We start from the raw sequence: 19,501 nt of genomic DNA, 5'->3' as shown, positions 1-19,501 counted from the left end.
CTCTTCTTTTTCGTAGCTTTACTCATTCCCTCTCTTTGGGTAGTGTGAGATACGCCGTTACTTCTCCTGCAAGGATTGTCTGCACCATGTTTTCGGGATTGTTAATTATCTTAGCGCCGCTGATTGTCGGTTATCTGATTGCTCTGCAACGAACCAGCCTGTTAAAGCTCATTAATCGCCTGCTGAGCTGGATGGTGTATGTCATTTTATTCTTCATGGGAATCAGCCTCGCTTTTCTCGATAACCTGGCAACTAACCTGCTGGCTATTTTTCACTATGCGGCGGTCACCGTGGTGGTGTTACTGCTTTGCAATGTGGCGGCCCTGCTTTGGCTGGAGCGTTCCATGCCATGGCGGCACAGCCACCAGCAAGAAAAACTCCCCTCGCGCGTGGCGATGGCTCTGGAATCGCTAAAGCTGTGCGGCGTGGTGGTCGCGGGTTTTCTGCTGGGGCTGAGCGGATGGCCGGTGCTGCATCACGCAGCCGAAGCCAGTGAATACACGCTTATTTTCCTGCTATTGCTGGTAGGTATCCAACTGCGTAACAGCGGCATGACGTTAAAGCAGATTGTGCTGAACCGACGCGGCATGATAGTCGCGGTTGTGGTAGCGCTCAGCTCGCTGGCGGGTGGTGCGATCAATGCCCTGCTTCTCGATTTACCGCTTAAAGCGGGCTTAGCTATGGCATCGGGCTTTGGCTGGTATTCGCTGTCCGGGATTTTGATAACGGAATCCTACGGCCCGGTGATTGGCAGCGCGGCATTCTTTAACGATCTGGCGCGCGAATTAATTGCCATTATGCTGATTCCCGGCCTGCTACGCCGCAGCCGCTCAACGGCGCTTGGCCTGTGTGGCGCAACCTCGATGGACTTCACCCTTCCGGTACTGCAGCGCAGCGGCAGCGTCGAAATTGTGCCGGCGGCAATCGTGCATGGCTTTATTCTGAGCCTGCTAACGCCGGTGTTAATGGCATTTTTCGCCTCCTGATACCTCATTGGCGGTAGGTTTCTGCCGCCAAATTTGCGCTAAATCAATCTCTCTCTATATTGCATAAAAAATCCCTTTTACCGCCGTGACACTAAGCATAACCTTAAACATGTATATTAAATATAACTTTAAAAGGTACGATCATGTTTTGTGTGCAATGTGAACAAACAATCCGCACCCCAGCGGGCAACGGCTGCTCTTACGCGCAGGGGATGTGTGGCAAGACTGCCGAAACTTCGGATCTGCAGGACCTGCTGATTGCCACGCTGCAGGGGCTGTCTGCATGGGCTATTGCGGCGCGTGAAGTCGGCATCATCGACCATGAAATCGACAACTTTGCGCCACGCGCTTTCTTCTCTACTCTGACCAACGTTAACTTCGACTCTCCGCGCATTGTGGGCTACGCGCAGGAAGCGATCGCTTTGCGTGAAAGCCTGAAAGCTCGCGCTCTGGCGGTTAAAGCTGACATTACCGTGACTAACCCAATGGCTGAACTGCAGTTAGTCAGCAACGATCTGGGCGACCTGCAACGTCAGGCGGGCGAATTTGCGCCTAACCGCGATAAAGCAGAAATCGGTGACGATATTCTTGGCCTGCGTCTGCTGTGCCTGTACGGCCTGAAAGGCGCCGCAGCCTATATGGAACACGCCCACGTATTGGGCCAGTACGATAACGACATCTACGCCCAGTACCACAAAATTATGGCATGGCTCGGCACCTGGCCTGCGGACATGGGCGCGCTGCTTGAGTGCTCCATGGAAATCGGCCAGATGAACTTCAAAGTGATGAGCATTCTGGACCACGGCGAAACCGAGAAATACGGCCACCCAACGCCAACCCAGGTTAACGTACGCCCGGTAGCGGGTAAATGCATCCTGATCTCCGGCCACGATCTGAAAGATCTCTATAACCTGCTGGAGCAAACCGAAGGGACAGGCGTTAACGTCTATACCCACGGCGAAATGCTGCCGGCACACGGCTACCCGGAACTGCGTAAATTCAAGCACCTGGTCGGTAACTACGGCAGCGGCTGGCAGAACCAGCAGAGCGAATTTGCCCGCTTCCCGGGGCCGGTTGTCATGACCTCTAACTGCATCATCAACCCGGAAGTGGGTTCTTATGCAGATCGTATCTGGACGCGCAGCATCGTCGGCTGGCCGGGCGTTAGCCACCTGGAAGGCGATGATTTCGCACCGGTTATCACTCAGGCACAGCAGATGGCGGGCTTCCCGTACAGCGAAATCGAGCACCTGATCACCGTAGGTTTCGGTCGCCAGACTCTGCTGGGCGCGGCTGACACCCTGATCGATCTGGTTAGCCGTGAAAAACTGCGCCACATCTTCCTGGTCGGCGGCTGTGACGGCGAGCGTGGCGAACGTAGCTACTTCACCGATTTCGCCACCAGCGTGCCAAAAGACTGCCTGATCCTGACGCTGGCCTGCGGTAAATATCGTTTCAACAAGCTCGACTTCGGCGATATCGAAGGTCTGCCGCGCCTGGTGGATGCAGGCCAGTGTAACGATGCCTATTCCGCCATCATTCTGGCCGTTACGCTTGCTGAAAAACTCGGCTGCGGCGTGAATGATTTACCGCTGAGCCTGGTGCTTTCCTGGTTCGAGCAAAAAGCCATTGTTATCCTGCTGACCCTGCTGTCACTGGGCGTGACCAATATCGTCACCGGCCCAACGGCGCCAGGCTTCCTGACGCCAAATCTGCTGGCTATCCTCAACGAGAAATTTGGCCTGCGCGCCATCACCACCGTTGAAGAAGACATTAAACAGCTGATGGGAGCATAAGGAGAAGCCATGACTATGCCAACGCCACTGTGCCCGTATCGTATGCAGGTACATCATATTCACCAGGAAACGCCGGATGTCTGGACGCTGTCGCTAATTAATCACGACTTCTATCCCTATAAAGCCGGGCAGTATGCATTGGTGAGTATTCATAACAGTGATGAAACGCTGCGCGCCTACACAATCTCTTCCACACCGGGGATCAGCCCGTTCGTTACGCTGACTATCCGTCGTATCGAGAATGGCGTTGGCTCTGGCTGGCTGACCAATGAAGTGAAGGTCGGCGATTACCTCTGGCTGTCAGAAGGCCAGGGGGAATTTACCTGCGAAAATCTGACGACCGACCGCTATCTGTTAATGGCGGCAGGCTGTGGCGTGACGCCGATTATGGCGATGCGCCGCTGGCTGGCAAAACATCGCCCGCAGGCCGATGTGCAGGTGATCTATAACGTTCGTTCGCCGGAAGATGTCATTTTTGCCGACGAATGGCGTAATTATCCGGTGGCAATGATTGCCGAGAATCACGCAACGCACGGTTTTATCGCCGGGCGCCTGACTCGCGAAATTCTTGCTACCGTGCCGGATCTCGCCGCACGAACCGTAATGACCTGCGGCCCTGCACCGTATATGGAACTGGTTGAGAAAGAGGTCAAAGCGCTGGGCGTCACCGAGTTTTACTCGGAGAAGTTCTTCACTCCCGTTGCCGCACCTGTTGAGAGCGGTTTGAAGTTCACCACGCTAAAACCTCTGCGCGAATTCTACGCGCCGGTCGGCAGTACCTTACTGGCCGCGATGGAAAGCAATAGCGTGCCGGTGAATGCGGCATGTCGCGCCGGTGTTTGCGGCAGCTGTAAAACCAAAATCGAATCTGGTGACTACAAAGTTAGCAGCACCATGACGCTGACCGAGGCAGAGATCGCGAACGGCTACGTACTGGCCTGCTCCTGCCACCCGCAAGGTGATTTAGTCCTCGCTTGATAACCCTCATGCCACTCCATTCGGGGTGGCATTTTCCACCTCGCCTCATCCCTTCTTTGACTAAGCTTGCTAACGTTAACCCAATCGTGACAAGTCAAGTAGAGTCAATCCAATGGCACAAGCCCCACCGCTTATCTGGTAAAAACCAACTGCTTCCGGTAAAACAGAGGTTTATTGTGGATAATTTCAAGGACCCACCGTGATTGATTTGCGCAGCGATACCGTAACCCGCCCGAGCGAAGAAATGCTTAAACGTATGATGTCAGCGCCGACCGGCGACGACGTTTACGGCGATGACCCAACGGTCAATGAACTGCAGAACTACGCCGCCAGAATCAGCGGTAAAGAGGCCGCGCTATTTCTGCCAACCGGCACCCAGGCAAACCTGGTGGCGCTGCTGAGCCATTGCGAGCGCGGCGAAGAGTATATTGTCGGGCAACTGGCGCATAACTATCTCTATGAAGCGGGTGGCGCGGCGGTGCTGGGCAGCATTCAACCGCAGCCGATTGACGCAAATCCTGACGGTTCATTGCCGCTAGATAAAGTCGCCGGAAAAATCAAACCGGACGACATCCACTTTGCACGCACAAAATTATTGAGCCTTGAAAATACCCATAATGGCAAAGTGCTGCCGCGCGAGTACCTGAAACAAGCGTGGGAATTTAGCCGCAACCACAATCTGGCTTTGCACGTTGACGGCGCACGTATTTTTAACGCCGTAGTCGCGTATGGCTGCACGCTGGAAGAAGTCGTGCGTTATTGCGATACCTTCACGATTTGTCTGTCAAAAGGGCTGGGAACGCCAGTCGGTTCACTGCTGGTCGGCAGCCACGAGTACATTAAACGCGCCACCCGCTGGCGCAAAATGGTGGGCGGAGGCATGCGTCAGGCAGGCATTCTGGCAGCGGCGGGTTTATATGCACTTGAAAATAATGTGCAGCGCTTACAAGACGATCATGATAACGCGCATTGGCTGGCGGGAGCATTGCGTGAAATCGGTGTTGATGTGAGCCGCCAGGATACCAACATGGTGTTTGTGCGCGTACCGGTTGAACAAGCAGAAAACCTGGGCAACTACATGAAAGAGCGCGGCGTATTGATGAGCGCCGGGCCCATCACTCGTCTGGTGATTCACCTTGATGTGAATCGCGAGCAGCTGGCCGCAGTGGTTGCCCACTGGCAGGCCTTTTTACAGCGCTAGGCTCGGAGCCAGGGACGATGAAACAGCCACAAAATATTCTGGTGCTCGGAGCAAGCGGCTATATCGGGCAGCATCTGGTGCCGCAACTTGCGGCAGCCGGACATCAGGTGACGGCTGCCGCAAGGCGGGTGGAGTGGCTGGAGAAACAACCCTGGCCGGACGTGGCCTGCCGCCATGTCGATTTGCAGTGGCCGGAAACCCTTCCTCAGCTGCTGGAAAACGTCGATACGCTGTATTACCTGGTGCACAGCATGGGTGACGGTGCGGATTTCGTGGCCCATGAACGCCAGACCGCACTCAACTTACGCGATGCCCTGCGCGAGCATCCGGTAAAGCAGCTGATATTCCTGAGTTCCCTGCAAGCCGCCGATGGCGATGGCGATTCTGAACATCTGCGCGCTCGCCAGCTAACAGCAGATATCCTGCGCGACTCAGGCGTTCCCGTCACCGAAGTGCGGGCCGGTATTATCGTCGGTGCCGGTTCCGCCGCCTTCGAAGTGATGCGCGATATGGTCTATAACCTGCCGGTTCTGACGCCGCCGCGCTGGGTGCGCTCGCGCACCACGCCGATTGCGCTGGAAAATTTGCTGCATTATTTAGTCGAACTGCTCAATCATCCTTCGCAGGAAAATCGCTTATTTGAAGCCGCAGGGCCGGAAGTGCTGAGCTATCAGCAGCAGTTCGAGCGCTTTATGGCGGTAAGCGGTAAAAAACGCCCGCTGATTCCCATCCCGTTCCCGACGAGCTGGATCTCAGTGTGGTTTCTCAACATGATTACCTCAGTGCCGCCAACCATAGCGAAGGCTCTAATCCAGGGGTTAAAGCACGATCTGCTGGCTGACGATCGTGAGTTACGCAGGCTTATCCCACAACGACTGCTCACCTTTGACGAGGCTGTTCGTGCCACGCTTGAGGATGAACACAAATTGGCAAACTCCCAGGACTGGGGTTACGACGCCCAGGCGTATGCCCGCTGGCGGCCAGAATATGGTTTCTTCCCCAAACAGGCGGGTTGTACATTAAAAACTTCGGCTGAGCTGGCAGATTTGTGGCAAGTCGTGAATCAGATTGGCGGCAAAGAGGGCTATTTCTTCGGTAATATTCTGTGGCAAACCCGCGGCTATATGGATTTGCTGGTGGGGCATAAACTGGCGAAAGGCCGCCCGGAACGGGCTATGCTTGAAGTCGGAGATTTAGTCGACAGCTGGAAGGTGATTATCGTTGAGCCACAAAAAGAGCTGACGCTGCTGTTTGGCATGAAGGCACCGGGTCTGGGACGTCTTTCTTTCACCCTGCGCGACCACGGCAAACATCGCACCCTGGATGTTCGCGCCTGGTGGCATCCGCATGGCAGCGCCGGTTTATTCTACTGGCTGGTGATGATCCCCGCGCATCTGTTCATTTTTCGCGGTATGGCCCGCCGAATTTGCCAGCTTTCGCAAAAATTGTCACATAAAGTCCGTTAACTCCTCCTAATCTTTAGCTTTCCCCATTGCAAGCGCTGCCATTTCACGGAAAAATGCGCAGCGTAAATCTCAATTATGATGAGTTGGTCGACATGAAGGTTCTGGTAACGGGCGCCACCAGCGGTTTAGGCCGAAACGCGGTCGAATTTCTTCGCGCCAAAGGTATCAGCGTCCGGGCAACCGGTCGCAATGAGGCGATGGGTAAACTGCTGGAAAAAATGGGCGCAGAGTTTGTTCATGCCGACCTGACCGAGCTGGTGTCTTCACAGGCTAAAGTGATGCTGGCCGATGTCGACACGCTCTGGCACTGCTCAAGCTTTACCTCACCGTGGGGCACCCAGGAAGCATTCGATCTCGCCAATGTCCGCGCCACTCGCCGCTTAGGTGAATGGGCCGTGGCCTGGGGCGTGCGCAACTTTGTGCATATTTCATCCCCGTCGCTCTACTTTGATTACCACCATCATCGCAATATCAGCGAAGACTTTCGCCCGCTGCGCTTTGCCAACGAATTTGCCCGCAGCAAAGCCGCCAGCGAAGAGGTAATTCAGCTGTTAGCGCAGTCCAACCCGCATACCCGCTTTACCATTCTGCGTCCGCAAAGCCTGTTCGGCCCGCATGATAAAGTCTTTTTCCCGCGTCTGGTGCAGATGATGCGCCACTACGGCAGCGTTTTACTGCCGCGCGGCGGCGAAGCGCTGGTGGATATGACCTATATCGAAAATGCGGTACATGCGATGTGGCTCGCCACTCAGAGTGAAACGCAACCTTCCGGGCGAGCCTATAACATCACTAATATGGAAGCTCGCCCGCTGCGGGTCATTGTACAAAAGCTGATTGATGAGTTAGAGATTACCTGCCGGATCCGTTCCGTCCCCTACCCGATGCTGGATATGATTGCCCGCAGCATGGAGCGTCTGGGCAGCAAGTCAGCGAAAGAGCCGGTGCTGACTCACTACGGGGTGTCGAAGCTGAATTTTGATTTAACGCTGGATACTACGCGGGCGCAAACCGAGCTGGGTTACCAGCCGATTGTCACCCTTGATGAAGGTATTCGCCGTACCGCCCACTGGCTACGCGACCACGGTACGCTGCATCGTTAATCAACCCTGGCCGTATTTTTCAAGCAAAGCCTGCGCAATAGCCTGCGTTTGCGCATCCGCCACGCCCGAGTATTGGATCGGGCGGAAGTGCATCTGAAAGGCGCGAATCACCCGCTGTTGCTGCTCCGTATTCATATCCGGCGTGACCTGATACCCATAGCGCGATAGCAGGTCGAGCATATTTTGCGTCTCTACCGGCTCAAAAGGAGCGCGGCCGTTCAGATAAAACGCCACTCTTTCCGGGTCGGGCCAGGCACCGATGCCCCGTTTCGCCAGCTGCTGCCACGGAAATAACGGGCCGGGGTCGACTTTACGCTGCGGGGCGATATCCCCATGGGCAACCACGTTTTGCGGCTCAATGTGATAGCGAGTGACGATCTCCTGCGCCAGCTTCTCCAGTACTGATATTTGCGCAGCATTGAACGGGTAGAATTGTTTTACCCCGCCCCGCCGCGTGTAGCCCTTATTTTCCAGCTCAATACCAACCGAAGTGTCATTAATCCGCGTGGCGCCACGCCAGAAACTCACCCCGGCATGCCATGCCAGCTCTTCTTCAGGCACCAGTTGCCAGATAAGCGGTTTGCCGCCGGAAACGGGGGGCGTATCAGGAATGAGATAATGAGAACTGACGTTGCGGTCAGTCAGAGTGGCTAACGAACCGCTAAAATCATCGGCGGTGTAGTGAATAACTAACACTTTCACGCGCGGCCAGGCCGCCTGCGCCCGATGGCGCGTATCGACCTTATAATCACCTTTATCGACAATGCCGGTTTCGCTGGCGCAGCCTGCCAGCAAAGCTGCAAACAGAAGCGCAGCAAAACGTCTTTTCATCGACGGGTCTTCACCGCGGTTCCGGTGACGCTCACCATCAGCATACTGCCTTCTTTGCCCACGGTTTCGTAATCAATATCAATCCCCACGATAGCATTGGCCCCGAGGCTTTCAGCCTGCTCCTGCAGCTCCCTGAAGGCAATTTCACGCGCTTTACGCAGCTCTTTTTCATAAGCGCCGGAACGGCCGCCAACGATATCGCGCACGCCGGCAAAAAAATCACGGAAAATATTGGCCCCCAGAATCGCTTCCCCGGTGACCACGCCACAATATTCGGTAATGCTCTGCCCTTCGAGCGTTGGGGTTGTGGTAAATTGCATTAGCTTCTCCTCTTCTGGTATCAACATCTTAGCGCATAACCCGCCACGCATTTTGCCAGCAATACGCTATGCTAAGTTAGTCCTCCTGAGAAGATAAGGAAATAAAAATGCGCAGCCCAGTTCTGCTTCTTGTTCCGTGCGCGCTGCTACTCACGGCCTGTACCACCAGCGTGACGCCCGCTGTTAAAGACATCGGCACCCGCAGCGGCCCCTGTATCGCTGGCGGCCCGGATAGCGTTGCGCAACAGTTTTACGACTATCAAATAAGCCATAAAACGCAGGGCAGCAGCGCAAGTACCGCTTTACGACCATACCTCAGCGACTCGCTCGCACTGCAAATGCAAAAAACCAGCGCGTCGCCAAATGCGCAAAATGCTTTTATGCGCAGCAATATGTTCACCAGCAACGCCGGAGGCGCTGACGGTGCCAAAGTAGCCTCTGCGTCAACCATACCTGATACCGACGCGCGCAATATTCCGCTGCGGGTGAAACTCACCAGCGGCAGCCAAAGCTGGAACGATGAAGTATTGATGATTCGTGAAGGCCAATGCTGGGCCGTTGACGACGTGCGCTACCTCGGCGAAAACAGCCATGCTCCAGCGGGCAGCCTGCGTCAGGCAATAGTAACCAATTAACTCTGTTTCAGGCGGGAGAAGTAACCCTTGTAAATAGTCTGGAATTTTTAAATAACTCCGACATTTATTCTTACCTCCTTCCCGCCTCGCTATATTGTGCTACCTTTAAGCCATGAGCGCAGTTATTTTTAGGTTTTAACGCACAAAGATTGCATAACTATTCTGTTAAAGGTACCCTTTGCGGCTTCAATTGCTATTCAACTTATGCGCATGAGTATTCAACTAAACGGCATTAATTGTTTTTACGGCGCTCATCAGGCGCTGTTCGATATCACCCTTAGTTGCCCACAGGGCGAAACGCTGGTGCTGCTTGGTCCAAGTGGCGCAGGTAAAAGCTCGCTGCTGCGCGTACTCAATCTCCTTGAGATGCCGCGCTCCGGGCAGCTCACCATTGCAGATAACCGCTTCGACTTTGCTAAGGCACCTGGCGATAAAGCCATTCGTGAGCTGCGCCGCAACGTGGGCATGGTGTTCCAGCAATACAATCTCTGGCCTCATCTCACCGTGCTGCAAAACCTGATGGAAGCGCCTTGTCGCGTGCTGGGTATCAGCAAAGATGAAGCGCGCCTGCGGGCCAATAAACTGCTTGAGCGTTTACGCCTGAATCCTTATATGGACCGCTATCCGCTGCACCTGTCCGGTGGCCAGCAGCAGCGCGTCGCGATTGCTCGTGCCCTGATGATGGAGCCGCAGATCCTGCTGTTTGATGAGCCCACCGCAGCACTGGACCCGGAAATCACCGCGCAGATCGTCAGCATTATTCGTGAGCTGGCCGAAACCAACATCACTCAGGTTATTGTGACCCACGAAGTGGAAGTGGCGCGTAAAACCGCAAGCCGCGTGGTGTATATGGAAAATGGCCATATCGTTGAACAAGGCGATGCGAGTTGCTTCGCACAACCACAGACCGAAGCGTTTAAATTCTATCTGTCACATTGATGTATCCGGGGAAAATAACCATGAAAAAAGTTCTGCTTGCCACCTTATTAGCCAGCCTGAGCCTTTCCGCGACGGCTGCACAAACTATTCGTTTCGCAACGGAAGCCTCTTACCCTCCGTTCGAATCTATGGATGCCAGCAACCAAATCGTGGGCTTTGATGTCGATTTGGCTAACGCGCTGTGTAAAGAGATAGAGGCTACCTGCACCTTCTCCAACCAGTCTTTCGACAGCCTGATCCCGAGCCTGAAATTCCGTCGTATCGACGCGGTTATGGCGGGTATGGACATCACGCCTGAGCGTGAAAAACAGGTGCTGTTCAGCAACCCTTACTACGATAACTCGGCTCTGTTTATCGGTCAGAAAGGTAAAGTTGCGGATATCGCAGCCCTGAAAGGCAAGAAAGTTGGCGTGCAGAACGGCACCACGCACCAGAAATTTATTATGGATAAGCATCCAGAAATCATCGTAGTTCCTTACGACAGCTACCAGAATGCGAAACTGGATCTGCAAAATGGCCGTATCGACGCGGTATTTGGCGACACCGCGGTAGTGACCGAGTGGCTGAAAGCAGAAGCTAAACTGGCGGCTATTGGTGACAAAGTGACGGACAAAGGCTACTTCGGTACCGGTCTGGGCATCGCTGTGCGCCAGGGCAACACTGATTTGCAGGCGAAGTTCAACACCGCGCTGGAAAAAGTGAAGAAGGATGGGACTTACCAGACCATCTACGAAAAATGGTTCCAGAAGTAATCTGAATGAACGAAATGTTTCCTTTAGCGAGCGCCGCCGGGATGACCGTCGGCCTTGCCGTTTGTGCGTTAATCATCGGTCTGGCTCTGGCGATGATTTTCGCCGTATGGGAGTCCGCGAAATGGCGTCCGATTGCCTGGCTGGGTTCAGCTCTGGTAACGGTGCTGCGCGGCCTGCCTGAAATTCTGGTGGTGCTGTTTATCTATTTCGGCGCCTCACAGCTATTGCTGATCCTCTCGGATGGTTTTGTCGTAAACCTCGGTTTTGCCCAGATCCCTGTCCAGCTGCAGATTGAGAATTTCGATGTCAGCCCATTCCTGTGCGGCGTGATTGCCCTCTCCCTGCTCTATTCGGCTTATGCGTCGCAAACTTTGCGTGGCGCACTCAAAGCCGTGCCGGTTGGGCAGTGGGAGTCCGGCCAGGCGTTAGGGCTGTCGAAAGCGGCGATTTTCTTCCGTCTGGTGATGCCGCAAATGTGGCGTCATGCGCTGCCGGGTTTAGGCAATCAGTGGCTGGTATTGCTGAAAGATACCGCGCTGGTGTCGCTGATTAGCGTCAACGATCTGATGTTACAAACCAGGAGTATCGCCACCCGTACCCAGGAGCCCTTTACCTGGTATGTGGTTGCCGCCGCGATCTACCTCGTGATCACCCTCATCAGCCAGTACGTTCTGAAGCGTATTGACCAGCGAGCGACACGTTTTGAACGGAGACCCGGCTGATGCTTGAATATTTACCGGAACTGTTGAAGGGCCTGCACACCAGCCTGACGCTCACGGTGGCATCGATTATCGTGGCGCTGATTTTATCGCTGCTTTTCACCATCGTTCTGACGCTGAAAACACCGGTATTAGTGCATATCGTCCGTGCCTATATTACGTTGTTTACCGGTACGCCTTTGCTGGTGCAAATCTTCCTGATTTACTACGGCCCGGGTCAGTTTCCTGCCATTCAGAACTACCCGGTGCTGTGGCACCTGCTTTCTGAACCCTGGCTGTGCGCCTTGATTGCGCTGTCGTTGAACAGCGCAGCCTATACCACGCAGCTATTTTATGGTGCGATCCGCGCCATTCCGGATGGCCAGTGGCAGTCATGCGGCGCATTAGGAATGAGTAAGAAAGACACGCTCGCTATTTTGCTTCCTTATGCATTTAAACGCGCGCTCTCCTCTTACTCCAACGAAGTGGTTCTGGTGTTTAAAAGCACCTCTCTTGCCTACACCATTACGCTGATGGAGGTGATGGGTCATGGGCAGTTACTGTATGGGCGCACTTACGATGTCATGGTATTCGGCGCAGCAGGGCTGGTTTATCTGGTGGTAAACGGAATTTTGACGCTGTTAATGCGCATTATTGAGCGCCATGCGCTGGCGTTTGAAAGACGTAATTAAGCGGCAGTCACTCATCCTGAAAAGGCGGATCCTCCGCCTTTTTTTTCGCCCCTGATAATATATTTATACATTTTTATTGCATATTAATTCATGTGCTGGCATGATTTTTTGACGCCGGGAAACGGTGAATACATAAAATATGACAGACGGGAGCAACACACATGAAGAAGTTTATTCTGGCCGCTATGTTCGCTACAGCCGCATTTAACGCGGCCGCCGCCGAGAAAATCAACTTTGGCTCTTCGGCCACTTATCCGCCATTTGAATCCCTTGACGCCAACAACCAGATCGTCGGTTTCGATATCGATCTGGCTAAAGCTTTATGCAAACAGATGCAGGCTGAATGCACATTCACTAACCATGCTTTTGACAGCCTGATCCCGTCGCTGAAATTCCGCAAATACGATGCGGTGATCTCCGGCATGGATATTACGCCTGAACGTAGCAAACAAGTCTCTTTCACCACCCCATACTACGCCAACTCAGCGGTAGTGATTGCTAAAAAAGGGGCATTTAACTCTTTTGACGAGCTGAAGGGCAAACGTATCGGTATGGAGAACGGCACCACGCACCAGAAATACCTCCAGGATAAGCACCCGGAAGTTAAAACCGTCTCTTACGACAGCTACCAGAATGCGATTATCGACCTGAAAAATGGCCGTATTGACGGCGTATTTGGTGACACTGCGGTAGTCAACGAGTGGCTGAAAACCAACCCGCAGTTAGCTACCGTGGGTGAACATGTTACTGATGCGGAATATTTCGGAACGGGCCTTGGGATCGCGGTACGTCCTGACAATCAGGCGCTGTTAAGCAAACTCAATAGCGCGCTGGCGGCGATTAAAGCTGACGGGACCTATAAGAAGATTAGTGACCAGTGGTTCCCGCAGTAAAAGAAACCTATCCCCCACTAGCACTATCTCTTATACATAACTCACGCTGGCAATCTGTCAGGGTGAGTTATGTAAGCTTCGCAGGTTTTCCGTTCACTTGAACGCAGAGCGATCTTTGTGATTTTTGTATGCGGTGAACATCGCGATAAGCCAGAGAAACGAGTTAGCCGTTGATGCTGCTGGCATTCACAAGAATATGCTTGAAAAAACCGCTACTGAGGGAGAAAACTATACTCTCACCAGCAAAGCCAAAACCTCGTAATGCGCCGTATGCGGGAACATATCGAATAGCTGCACGCGCTCAACCCGGTACTCCGCCAGCGCCGCAATATCCCGCGCCATGGTCTGCGCATTGCAGCTTGAATAGATAATATATTGCGGGGCCATGTTATTGAGGAAATAACAGAGCGCTTGGCCAATGCCGCGCCTTGGCGGATTGACTAATACCAGGTCAGGCGTCTGCTGTTGCTCAGTAGCAAACCTGGTGGAATCCAGCGCCTGGAAGTGAATATTTGTTAACCCGAGCAGCTGCGCTGACTGGCGCGCACAGGCTATCGCTTCAGGGGCAATTTCAATCCCTGTCAGTTTCATCTCGGGCGTGGCGCAGTGCAGGCCAAAGCCTCCGACGCCACAGAATAGATCCCACATATGTTTGACGGGCAGTTCGCGCACCCACTCACGGGCGCTGGCATACAAAGAAGCGGCAACCGTTGGGTTGGTCTGGAAGAAACTTTGTGGCCGGATATAGAGCGGCACGCCGTTAAATTCCTCGGCCAGCGTCTGCTGTTCGGTTAGCGGGATTTCCTGCTCGCCTTCCATAATCGCCATATGCACCGGCTGGATATTAGCGGAAATCACTTTTAGCTGTGGAAGCTGCTGCTGTAACCACGGCAGCGCCGCGCGCAGCTGTTCAAGCTTAGCCTCGCTGCGCAGGACAAAACGCAGCATCATGCCGCCATCTAACTGACTTTCTGTCAGCAAAAGATATTTCAGCTCGCCCCGCTTGCGCGCCACGTTATAAGGCGTTAAGCCTGCTCGGGCAATAAAGATTTTCAGAACGGCAAATACGGCCTGAAATGAGGCAGGATAAAGCGGGCATAAGGTTAAGTCTTCAGGCGTTCCATCACGATGCAGCATTCCCAGCAGCGGCTTTTCTACGCTACCGTTAACCACCATTTTGGCTTTGTTGCGAAATGCCTGCTCAGGGCCACTGACGGGTAAGCGCCACTCCTGCACCGCGCACCCCGTCAGCAGGTGCTGAAGCTCACGCATTTTGGCGGTGAGCTGTTCGGAAATCGGCTGTTCAATCCACTGACAAGAGCGGCAGCGATTTGCCTGATAGAGCGCGCAATGCATAATTAAGTCCTGAAAACCGGGGCGTAGATTGTAACACTACGCGATTATTGAAGTTTGAAAAAAAGCCGACTCCGCGCTGGGATAAACAGCAGGAAAAGCACTAATAGATCGGGGAGCTTCTGAGTGAACAACGAACGGAAAATCTCACGTTTTGACTCCCCGGGGATACTGAAAAGCTCTGGATAGCCCCAGCCCAGCGACGCGGCCCACAAATATCCCACGGCAATGACTTGCGTCGCCAGAAATAGCCAGCGCCCCCAATTGCGCCCCTTGATGATGACAAACGCGCAGCGTATTTCGATACACAGCATCACCAGGCTTGCGAGGAAAATCAGCGTCAGGTTCCAGGTTTGCACACTGCGATGAACAAAATCAAGTATTCCACGCACCCCGAGCAGGTTAAAAAGCAACACCAGATCGAGCATACGCGTCGTCACAATAGCGATTGCCGCCACCAGCACTAAGGTAGGAGCGTTTAATTTGGCCTGTATTTGACTTCGTTTCCTGAAAATTTCCGCAAACCTCGTGTTCCATACGTCACAGTGCCGCGTCTGGCGCGGCACTGAGGGTTTTATCAGATTTTAAACCTTTCAGCTATGCCTTGCACGCTGGATATCGCGCAGACGCTGTTTTTCTGCCCGCGCCATAAACCACCAGGCGATTAAACCAATAACGCCGACGACGCCCAAAATAATCGAAGCCAGCGCGTTAATTTCAGGGTTTACCCCCATTCTGACGCTTGAAAAAACCAGCATCGGCAAGGTTGTCGCACCGGGCCCCGAAACAAAGCTCGCAATCACCAGATCGTCAAGCGATAGGGTGAAGGCTAACAGCCAGCCGGAGATTATCGCCGGCGCAATCATCGGTACGGTTATCACAAAAAAAACCTTCAGCGGCGTTGCGCCTAAATCCATCGCCGCTTCTTCAATTGAGCGATCCAGCTCGCGCAGGCGAGAGCCGATCACCACTGAAACATACGCGGTGCAGAAGGTGACGTGCGCAAGCCAGATGGTCAACATGCCGCGCTCAGCGGGCCAGCCGATGGCGTGACCTAAGGCGACAAACAGCAGCAGTAACGAAAGGCCGGTGATGACATCGGGCATCACCAGCGGCGCGGTAAGCATAAACGCAAACCCCGTTGAGCCACGAAACTTACCAAAACGCACCATTACCACTGCCGCAATTGTTCCGAGAATAACCGCCGCCGTGGCCGCAGCCGCCGCAATGGTCAAACTAAGCCCAACGGCGCTCATCATTGCTGAGTCCTGGAACAACTCAACATACCAACGCGTTGACCATCCCGCCCATACCGTCACCAGTTTCGAGCTGTTAAACGAGTACACCACCAGCATCAGCATGGGCGCATACAGGAACGCGAAACCCAGCACCAGAATCAAAATACGCCACGGTGAACGCACTACCGGTAAGTTGTTCATGCACGCTCCCCCGTCGTTTTGTTCTGGTATTTGTGGAACCACATGATCGGCACAATCAACAAAATCAGCATGGTGATCGCCACCGCTGACGCCACCGGCCAGTCGCGGTTATTAAAGAACTCCTGCCACAGCACGCGACCAATCATGATGCTATCTGGCCCACCGAGCAGCTCCGGGATAACAAACTCCCCTACCGCCGGGATAAACACCAGCATCGAACCGGCAATAATGCCGCCTTTGGTGAGCGGCACAATCACGCTAAAGAAGGTTTTCAGCGGGCGCGCGCCCAGATCCAAAGCAGCCTCTACCAGCGAATAATCAAGCCGCGTCAGCGCGGTATAAATCGGCAGCACCATAAAGGGCAGATAGGCGTAAACGATGCCGATATAAACTGCGAGGTTGGTATGCAAAATCACCAGCGGTTGATCGATAACGCCCAGCCACATCAGCGCGTTATTAAGCACGCCATTATTTTTCAGGATCCCCATCCATGCATAAACGCGGATCAGGAACGAAGTCCACGAAGGTAAGATAACCAATAACAACAGGATATTACGTGTTGAGGATTTACTATGAGCCACCGCCCATGCCAGCGGATATCCCAGCAGCAAGCAGAAAAGAGTAGAAACGCCTGCGACCTGCAGCGACTGGAAATAGGCTTCCGCATACAAAGGGTCGTCAGCGAGCTGGAAATAGTTCGCCAGATTCAGCGCCAGTGAAAGCTGGTCGTCAGCCCAGCTGACCAGATCTGTATAAGGCGGAATAGAACGTGCCATTTCGGCAAAACTTATCTTGAAGACAATCAAGAACGGCAGCATAAACAGCAAAACCAGCCACAGATAAGGCAAAGCGGTCGCCAGCTTGCGGCCATGGCGCATCTGCATTTTTGCCAGCCACAGTTTAAAACCGCCTGCCGGAGGCTTGACCGGACGTTCCGTTATCATGCTCATCTCGCCCCCTTAAACCGTGAGAACCACACAACTTTCGGCATCCCAACACAGGCGTACTTCATCATCCCAGGTTGGCATCCCCTTGCGGCTGCGATGCTCATTTTGCAGCTGCGCGCTGATCATCTGGCCGCTTTTCAGGCGAACGTGATAAATCGACAGGTCGCCCAGATAGGCGATGTGCACCACTTCACCGACCGCAAAATTGTAGCCGTCTGCCGGCGGCTCTTCGCAGAGCATCACTTTTTCCGGGCGTAGCGCAACATAGACCGGCACGCCGTCCACCACCGAAATATCCGGGTCGACTTTCAGTGGATGTACCAGCCCCGGGCTATCAATGACTAAGCCATCTTCCTGACGCTCCTTCAGCAGCCCCTCAAAGACGTTCACCGAACCGATAAATTCAGCGCTATAGCGGGTTGCCGGATATTCATAAACCTCTTCCGGCTCGCCAATTTGCTCGAATTTCCCGCGATTCATAATCGCAATCCGCCCCGCCATGGTCATCGCCTCTTCCTGATCATGCGTCACCATCACGCAGGTTGCGCCCACGCGCTCAAGAATATCCACTACTTCGAGCTGCATACGGTCGCGCAGTTTTTTATCCAGCGCCCCCATCGGCTCGTCGAGCAGCAGTAATTTGGGGCGTTTTGCCAGGCTGCGCGCCAGGGCGACACGTTGCCGCTGCCCGCCGGAAAGCTGGTGTGGCTTACGTTTGGCGTACTCCTGCATATGCACCAGCGCCAGCATCTCCTGCACGCGCTGGGCAATTTCTGCTTTTGGCAATTTATCTTGCCGCAGGCCAAAGGCAATGTTCTGTTCCACCGTCATATGGGGGAAAAGCGCATAGGACTGGAACATCATATTGATCGGGCGCTGATAGGGTGGGACATGCGATAAGTCCACGCCATCGAGCATAATTTGCCCGGCGCTGGGCTGTTCGAACCCCGCCAACATGCGTAACAAGGTGGATTTACCACAGCCGGACGGCCCGAGCAGCGCAAAAATTTCGCCTTTATAAATGGTGAGATTCACATCATCAACGGCATGTTGCCCATCGAAGGATTTGGTGAGGTTGCGAACTTCAAGCAGCGGGGTCAGCGCTTTGCGCGTTTTCCCATGCGGACGAGGAGTGACATCGTTCAATTATGTTGCTCTCCGGCAAAAATAATCGCGGTGTACGGCCCGGTTGCCGTACCCATGACGAGACAGAGGCTGAAAACCTCCGCTCGCGTTGGGGAGGTTGCACCATTAGGGGGCAACGCTCCGTGGCAAACCTCATTAAGTGGCTAAGAGATTTGCTTATTTTCCTGTTTTAACTTTAGTCCATGCCCGCGTAATGACCCGGTCAAGTTTTGGCGACTGCACACCCTGGGTGAACAATTTGGCGCGCACCTCAGCCGGCGGGTAAATGCCCGGATTATCGCGGATCTCGGCGTTCAGCAGCGGCGTCGAGGCTTTGTTGGCGTTCGCGTAGTAAACGTGGTTACTGATATTCGTCACGACATCCGGGCGCATCAGGTAGTTCAGGAACTGATAGGCCTCATCTTTATTCTTCGCATCCGCGGTCATGGCGAACATATCGAAGTAGACCATCGCCCCTTCTTTAGGAATGGTATAAGCAATATTCACGCCATTTTTGGCTTCTTTAGCGCGATTCGCCGCCTGGAGAATATCGCCGGACCAGCCGATGGTGACGCAAATGTCACCGTTAGCCAGGTCGTTAATATATTGGGATGAGTGGAAATAACGGATTGACGGGCGCAGTTGCAACAACAGATCGTTTGCCGCGCCGGTGTAATCTTTAGCCTCGGTGCTGTTAGGATCTTTGCCGAGGTAATGCAATACCGAGGCGTAAACTTCACTCGGCGCATCAAGGAATGAAACACCGCAGCTTTTCAGCTTCTCAAGATTTTCAGGCTTGAGGATCAGATCCCAGCTATCAACCGGTGCATCTTTACCCAGCGCCGCCTTAACTTTGTCGACGTTATAGCCAATGCCGGTGGTAACCATCATGTACGGAATGCCGTATTTGTTATCGTGGTCGTTATGAGCGACCAGCTTGAGCATTTCCGGATCGAGGTTCTGGTAGTTTGGCAGCCTGCTCTTATCAAGCGGCTGGAAAATCCCGGCCTGGGCCTGACGCTCAAGAAATTGTGAAGACGGCACCACCAGGTCATAGCCGGTGCTTCCCGCCATCAGCTTTCCTTCCAGCACTTCGTTGGAGTCGAACACGTCATAGACGACTTTAATGCCGGTCTCTTTGGTGAAGTTAGCCAGCGTATCCGGCGCAATATAATCAGACCAGTTATACACATGCAGCGTCTTTTGTTCAGCGGCAAACGCGGTAGCAGAAACCGTCATCAGCAAACCCGCCACCGTACCCGACAACAATTTTTTACGTTGGGCGAACATATCTCATTCCTTCTGAATAAAGGGTAAATCCCGCTTTCGCGAGCATCATTTACTCAATCA

At 53.7% G+C, this 19,501-nt stretch carries 20 protein-coding genes; 12 read left to right on the top strand and 8 right to left on the bottom strand.

The window, feature by feature from the left end; all coding sequences use genetic code 11:
• The first annotated feature begins 86 nt into the window (after nucleotides 1-86).
• The 6 genes from EHN07_RS07560 to EHN07_RS07535 all read left to right on the top strand — a co-directional run bounded on the left by EHN07_RS07560 (nucleotide 87) and on the right by EHN07_RS07535 (nucleotide 7,527).
• The gene (locus EHN07_RS07560; RefSeq protein ID WP_124023566.1) at nucleotides 87-986 is read left to right on the top strand and encodes a LysO family transporter; all 900 of its coding nucleotides are present in this window, start codon (nucleotides 87-89) and stop codon (nucleotides 984-986) included.
• A 143-nt stretch (nucleotides 987-1,129) separates the two neighbouring features.
• The gene (hcp, locus tag EHN07_RS07555) at nucleotides 1,130-2,782 is read left to right on the top strand and encodes a hydroxylamine reductase (protein WP_124023565.1); all 1,653 of its coding nucleotides are present in this window, start codon (nucleotides 1,130-1,132) and stop codon (nucleotides 2,780-2,782) included.
• Between the two features lie 9 nt (nucleotides 2,783-2,791).
• A complete protein-coding gene (hcr, locus tag EHN07_RS07550) occupies nucleotides 2,792-3,760 on the top strand; it encodes an NADH oxidoreductase (protein ID WP_124023564.1) in 969 nt (322 codons plus the stop codon).
• Between the two features lie 199 nt (nucleotides 3,761-3,959).
• On the top strand, nucleotides 3,960-4,961 hold the full coding sequence (gene ltaE, locus EHN07_RS07545; RefSeq protein WP_124023563.1) for a low-specificity L-threonine aldolase: 1,002 nt from the start codon (nucleotides 3,960-3,962) through the stop codon (nucleotides 4,959-4,961).
• Nucleotides 4,962-4,978: 17 nt separating this feature from the next.
• Nucleotides 4,979-6,427, top strand: a complete 1,449-nt coding sequence (locus tag EHN07_RS07540; RefSeq protein WP_124023562.1) for an SDR family oxidoreductase — start codon at nucleotides 4,979-4,981, stop codon at nucleotides 6,425-6,427.
• A gap of 92 nt (nucleotides 6,428-6,519) precedes the next feature.
• Nucleotides 6,520-7,527: an NAD-dependent epimerase/dehydratase family protein gene (locus tag EHN07_RS07535; protein WP_124023611.1), complete on the top strand. Its 1,008-nt coding sequence runs from the start codon at nucleotides 6,520-6,522 to the stop codon at nucleotides 7,525-7,527.
• Here the strand turns inward: EHN07_RS07535 and EHN07_RS07530 are convergent, their stop codons facing one another.
• Together EHN07_RS07530 and EHN07_RS07525 are read right to left on the bottom strand one after the other, a co-directional pair.
• A complete protein-coding gene (locus EHN07_RS07530) occupies nucleotides 7,528-8,358 on the bottom strand; it encodes an N-acetylmuramoyl-L-alanine amidase (protein WP_124023561.1) in 831 nt (276 codons plus the stop codon).
• Nucleotides 8,355-8,678, bottom strand: a complete 324-nt coding sequence (locus tag EHN07_RS07525) for a heavy metal-binding domain-containing protein (protein WP_124023560.1) — start codon at nucleotides 8,676-8,678, stop codon at nucleotides 8,355-8,357. Before EHN07_RS07525 ends, EHN07_RS07530 begins: the two co-directional genes overlap by 4 nt.
• 107 nt (nucleotides 8,679-8,785) lie before the next feature.
• Here EHN07_RS07525 and EHN07_RS07520 point away from each other — a divergent pair, with 107 nt between their 5' ends.
• The 6 genes from EHN07_RS07520 (at nucleotide 8,786) to artJ (ending at nucleotide 13,287) form a co-directional block, all read left to right on the top strand.
• Nucleotides 8,786-9,313, top strand: a complete 528-nt coding sequence (locus tag EHN07_RS07520; protein ID WP_124023559.1) for a lipoprotein — start codon at nucleotides 8,786-8,788, stop codon at nucleotides 9,311-9,313.
• 210 nt (nucleotides 9,314-9,523) lie between these two features.
• Complete coding sequence (gene artP, locus EHN07_RS07515; protein WP_124023558.1) at nucleotides 9,524-10,252, top strand: arginine ABC transporter ATP-binding protein ArtP; 729 nt, start codon at nucleotides 9,524-9,526, stop codon at nucleotides 10,250-10,252.
• 20 nt (nucleotides 10,253-10,272) lie between these two features.
• On the top strand, nucleotides 10,273-11,004 hold the full coding sequence (gene artI, locus EHN07_RS07510) for an arginine ABC transporter substrate-binding protein ArtI (protein ID WP_124023557.1): 732 nt from the start codon (nucleotides 10,273-10,275) through the stop codon (nucleotides 11,002-11,004).
• A 5-nt stretch (nucleotides 11,005-11,009) separates the two neighbouring features.
• Entirely contained in the window at nucleotides 11,010-11,726 is a 717-nt protein-coding gene (artQ, locus tag EHN07_RS07505; RefSeq protein WP_124023556.1) for an arginine ABC transporter permease ArtQ, read from the top strand.
• Nucleotides 11,726-12,394 (top strand): arginine ABC transporter permease ArtM, encoded by a 669-nt coding sequence (gene artM / locus EHN07_RS07500; protein ID WP_124023555.1) that lies wholly within the window; start codon nucleotides 11,726-11,728, stop codon nucleotides 12,392-12,394. The genes artQ and artM overlap by 1 nt, the downstream gene beginning before the upstream one ends.
• Before the next feature lie 161 nt (nucleotides 12,395-12,555).
• Nucleotides 12,556-13,287, top strand: a complete 732-nt coding sequence (gene artJ / locus EHN07_RS07495) for an arginine ABC transporter substrate-binding protein ArtJ (RefSeq protein ID WP_124023554.1) — start codon at nucleotides 12,556-12,558, stop codon at nucleotides 13,285-13,287.
• 228 nt (nucleotides 13,288-13,515) lie between these two features.
• Here the strand turns inward: artJ and rlmC are convergent, their stop codons facing one another.
• From rlmC to potF, 6 genes are all read right to left on the bottom strand, one after another.
• Nucleotides 13,516-14,643 (bottom strand): 23S rRNA (uracil(747)-C(5))-methyltransferase RlmC, encoded by a 1,128-nt coding sequence (rlmC, locus tag EHN07_RS07490; RefSeq protein WP_124023553.1) that lies wholly within the window; start codon nucleotides 14,641-14,643, stop codon nucleotides 13,516-13,518.
• Between the two features lie 44 nt (nucleotides 14,644-14,687).
• Entirely contained in the window at nucleotides 14,688-15,155 is a 468-nt protein-coding gene (locus EHN07_RS07485; protein WP_124023610.1) for a YbjO family protein, read from the bottom strand.
• 78 nt (nucleotides 15,156-15,233) lie between these two features.
• Entirely contained in the window at nucleotides 15,234-16,079 is an 846-nt protein-coding gene (gene potI / locus EHN07_RS07480; RefSeq protein WP_124023552.1) for a putrescine ABC transporter permease PotI, read from the bottom strand.
• Nucleotides 16,076-17,029, bottom strand: coding sequence for a putrescine ABC transporter permease PotH (gene potH, locus EHN07_RS07475; protein ID WP_124023551.1), 954 nt, complete (start codon nucleotides 17,027-17,029; stop codon nucleotides 16,076-16,078). Before potH ends, potI begins: the two co-directional genes overlap by 4 nt.
• 9 nt (nucleotides 17,030-17,038) lie before the next feature.
• A complete protein-coding gene (potG, locus tag EHN07_RS07470; protein ID WP_124023550.1) occupies nucleotides 17,039-18,172 on the bottom strand; it encodes a putrescine ABC transporter ATP-binding subunit PotG in 1,134 nt (377 codons plus the stop codon).
• Between the two features lie 156 nt (nucleotides 18,173-18,328).
• Nucleotides 18,329-19,441 (bottom strand): spermidine/putrescine ABC transporter substrate-binding protein PotF, encoded by a 1,113-nt coding sequence (potF, locus tag EHN07_RS07465; protein ID WP_124023549.1) that lies wholly within the window; start codon nucleotides 19,439-19,441, stop codon nucleotides 18,329-18,331.
• Nucleotides 19,442-19,501: the final 60 nt, after the last annotated feature.

It is taken from the genome of Buttiauxella warmboldiae (assembly GCF_003818135.1).
Classification (GTDB): domain Bacteria; phylum Pseudomonadota; class Gammaproteobacteria; order Enterobacterales; family Enterobacteriaceae; genus Buttiauxella; species Buttiauxella warmboldiae.
Note: the sequence above shows the minus strand (reverse complement) of the source record. Positions and strands in the feature narration are given on the sequence as shown.

Excerpts from the sequence above, each read along its gene's own strand:
- EHN07_RS07540 (WP_124023562.1), top strand. The coding sequence starts at position 4,979 with ATGAAACAGCCACAAAATATTCTGGTGCTCGGAGCAAGCGGCTATATC.
- hcp (WP_124023565.1), top strand. The coding sequence starts at position 1,130 with ATGTTTTGTGTGCAATGTGAACAAACAATCCGCACCCCAGCGGGCAAC.
- potI (WP_124023552.1), bottom strand. The coding sequence starts at position 16,079 with ATGAACAACTTACCGGTAGTGCGTTCACCGTGGCGTATTTTGATTCTG.
- artM (WP_124023555.1), top strand. The coding sequence starts at position 11,726 with ATGCTTGAATATTTACCGGAACTGTTGAAGGGCCTGCACACCAGCCTG.
- artQ (WP_124023556.1), top strand. The coding sequence starts at position 11,010 with ATGAACGAAATGTTTCCTTTAGCGAGCGCCGCCGGGATGACCGTCGGC.
- rlmC (WP_124023553.1), bottom strand. The coding sequence starts at position 14,643 with ATGCATTGCGCGCTCTATCAGGCAAATCGCTGCCGCTCTTGTCAGTGG.
- artI (WP_124023557.1), top strand. The coding sequence starts at position 10,273 with ATGAAAAAAGTTCTGCTTGCCACCTTATTAGCCAGCCTGAGCCTTTCC.
- EHN07_RS07560 (WP_124023566.1), top strand. The coding sequence starts at position 87 with ATGTTTTCGGGATTGTTAATTATCTTAGCGCCGCTGATTGTCGGTTAT.
- EHN07_RS07520 (WP_124023559.1), top strand. The coding sequence starts at position 8,786 with ATGCGCAGCCCAGTTCTGCTTCTTGTTCCGTGCGCGCTGCTACTCACG.
- EHN07_RS07525 (WP_124023560.1), bottom strand. The coding sequence starts at position 8,678 with ATGCAATTTACCACAACCCCAACGCTCGAAGGGCAGAGCATTACCGAA.
- EHN07_RS07535 (WP_124023611.1), top strand. The coding sequence starts at position 6,520 with ATGAAGGTTCTGGTAACGGGCGCCACCAGCGGTTTAGGCCGAAACGCG.
- potH (WP_124023551.1), bottom strand. The coding sequence starts at position 17,029 with ATGAGCATGATAACGGAACGTCCGGTCAAGCCTCCGGCAGGCGGTTTT.
- artJ (WP_124023554.1), top strand. The coding sequence starts at position 12,556 with ATGAAGAAGTTTATTCTGGCCGCTATGTTCGCTACAGCCGCATTTAAC.
- EHN07_RS07530 (WP_124023561.1), bottom strand. The coding sequence starts at position 8,358 with ATGAAAAGACGTTTTGCTGCGCTTCTGTTTGCAGCTTTGCTGGCAGGC.
- hcr (WP_124023564.1), top strand. The coding sequence starts at position 2,792 with ATGACTATGCCAACGCCACTGTGCCCGTATCGTATGCAGGTACATCAT.
- artP (WP_124023558.1), top strand. The coding sequence starts at position 9,524 with ATGAGTATTCAACTAAACGGCATTAATTGTTTTTACGGCGCTCATCAG.
- potF (WP_124023549.1), bottom strand. The coding sequence starts at position 19,441 with ATGTTCGCCCAACGTAAAAAATTGTTGTCGGGTACGGTGGCGGGTTTG.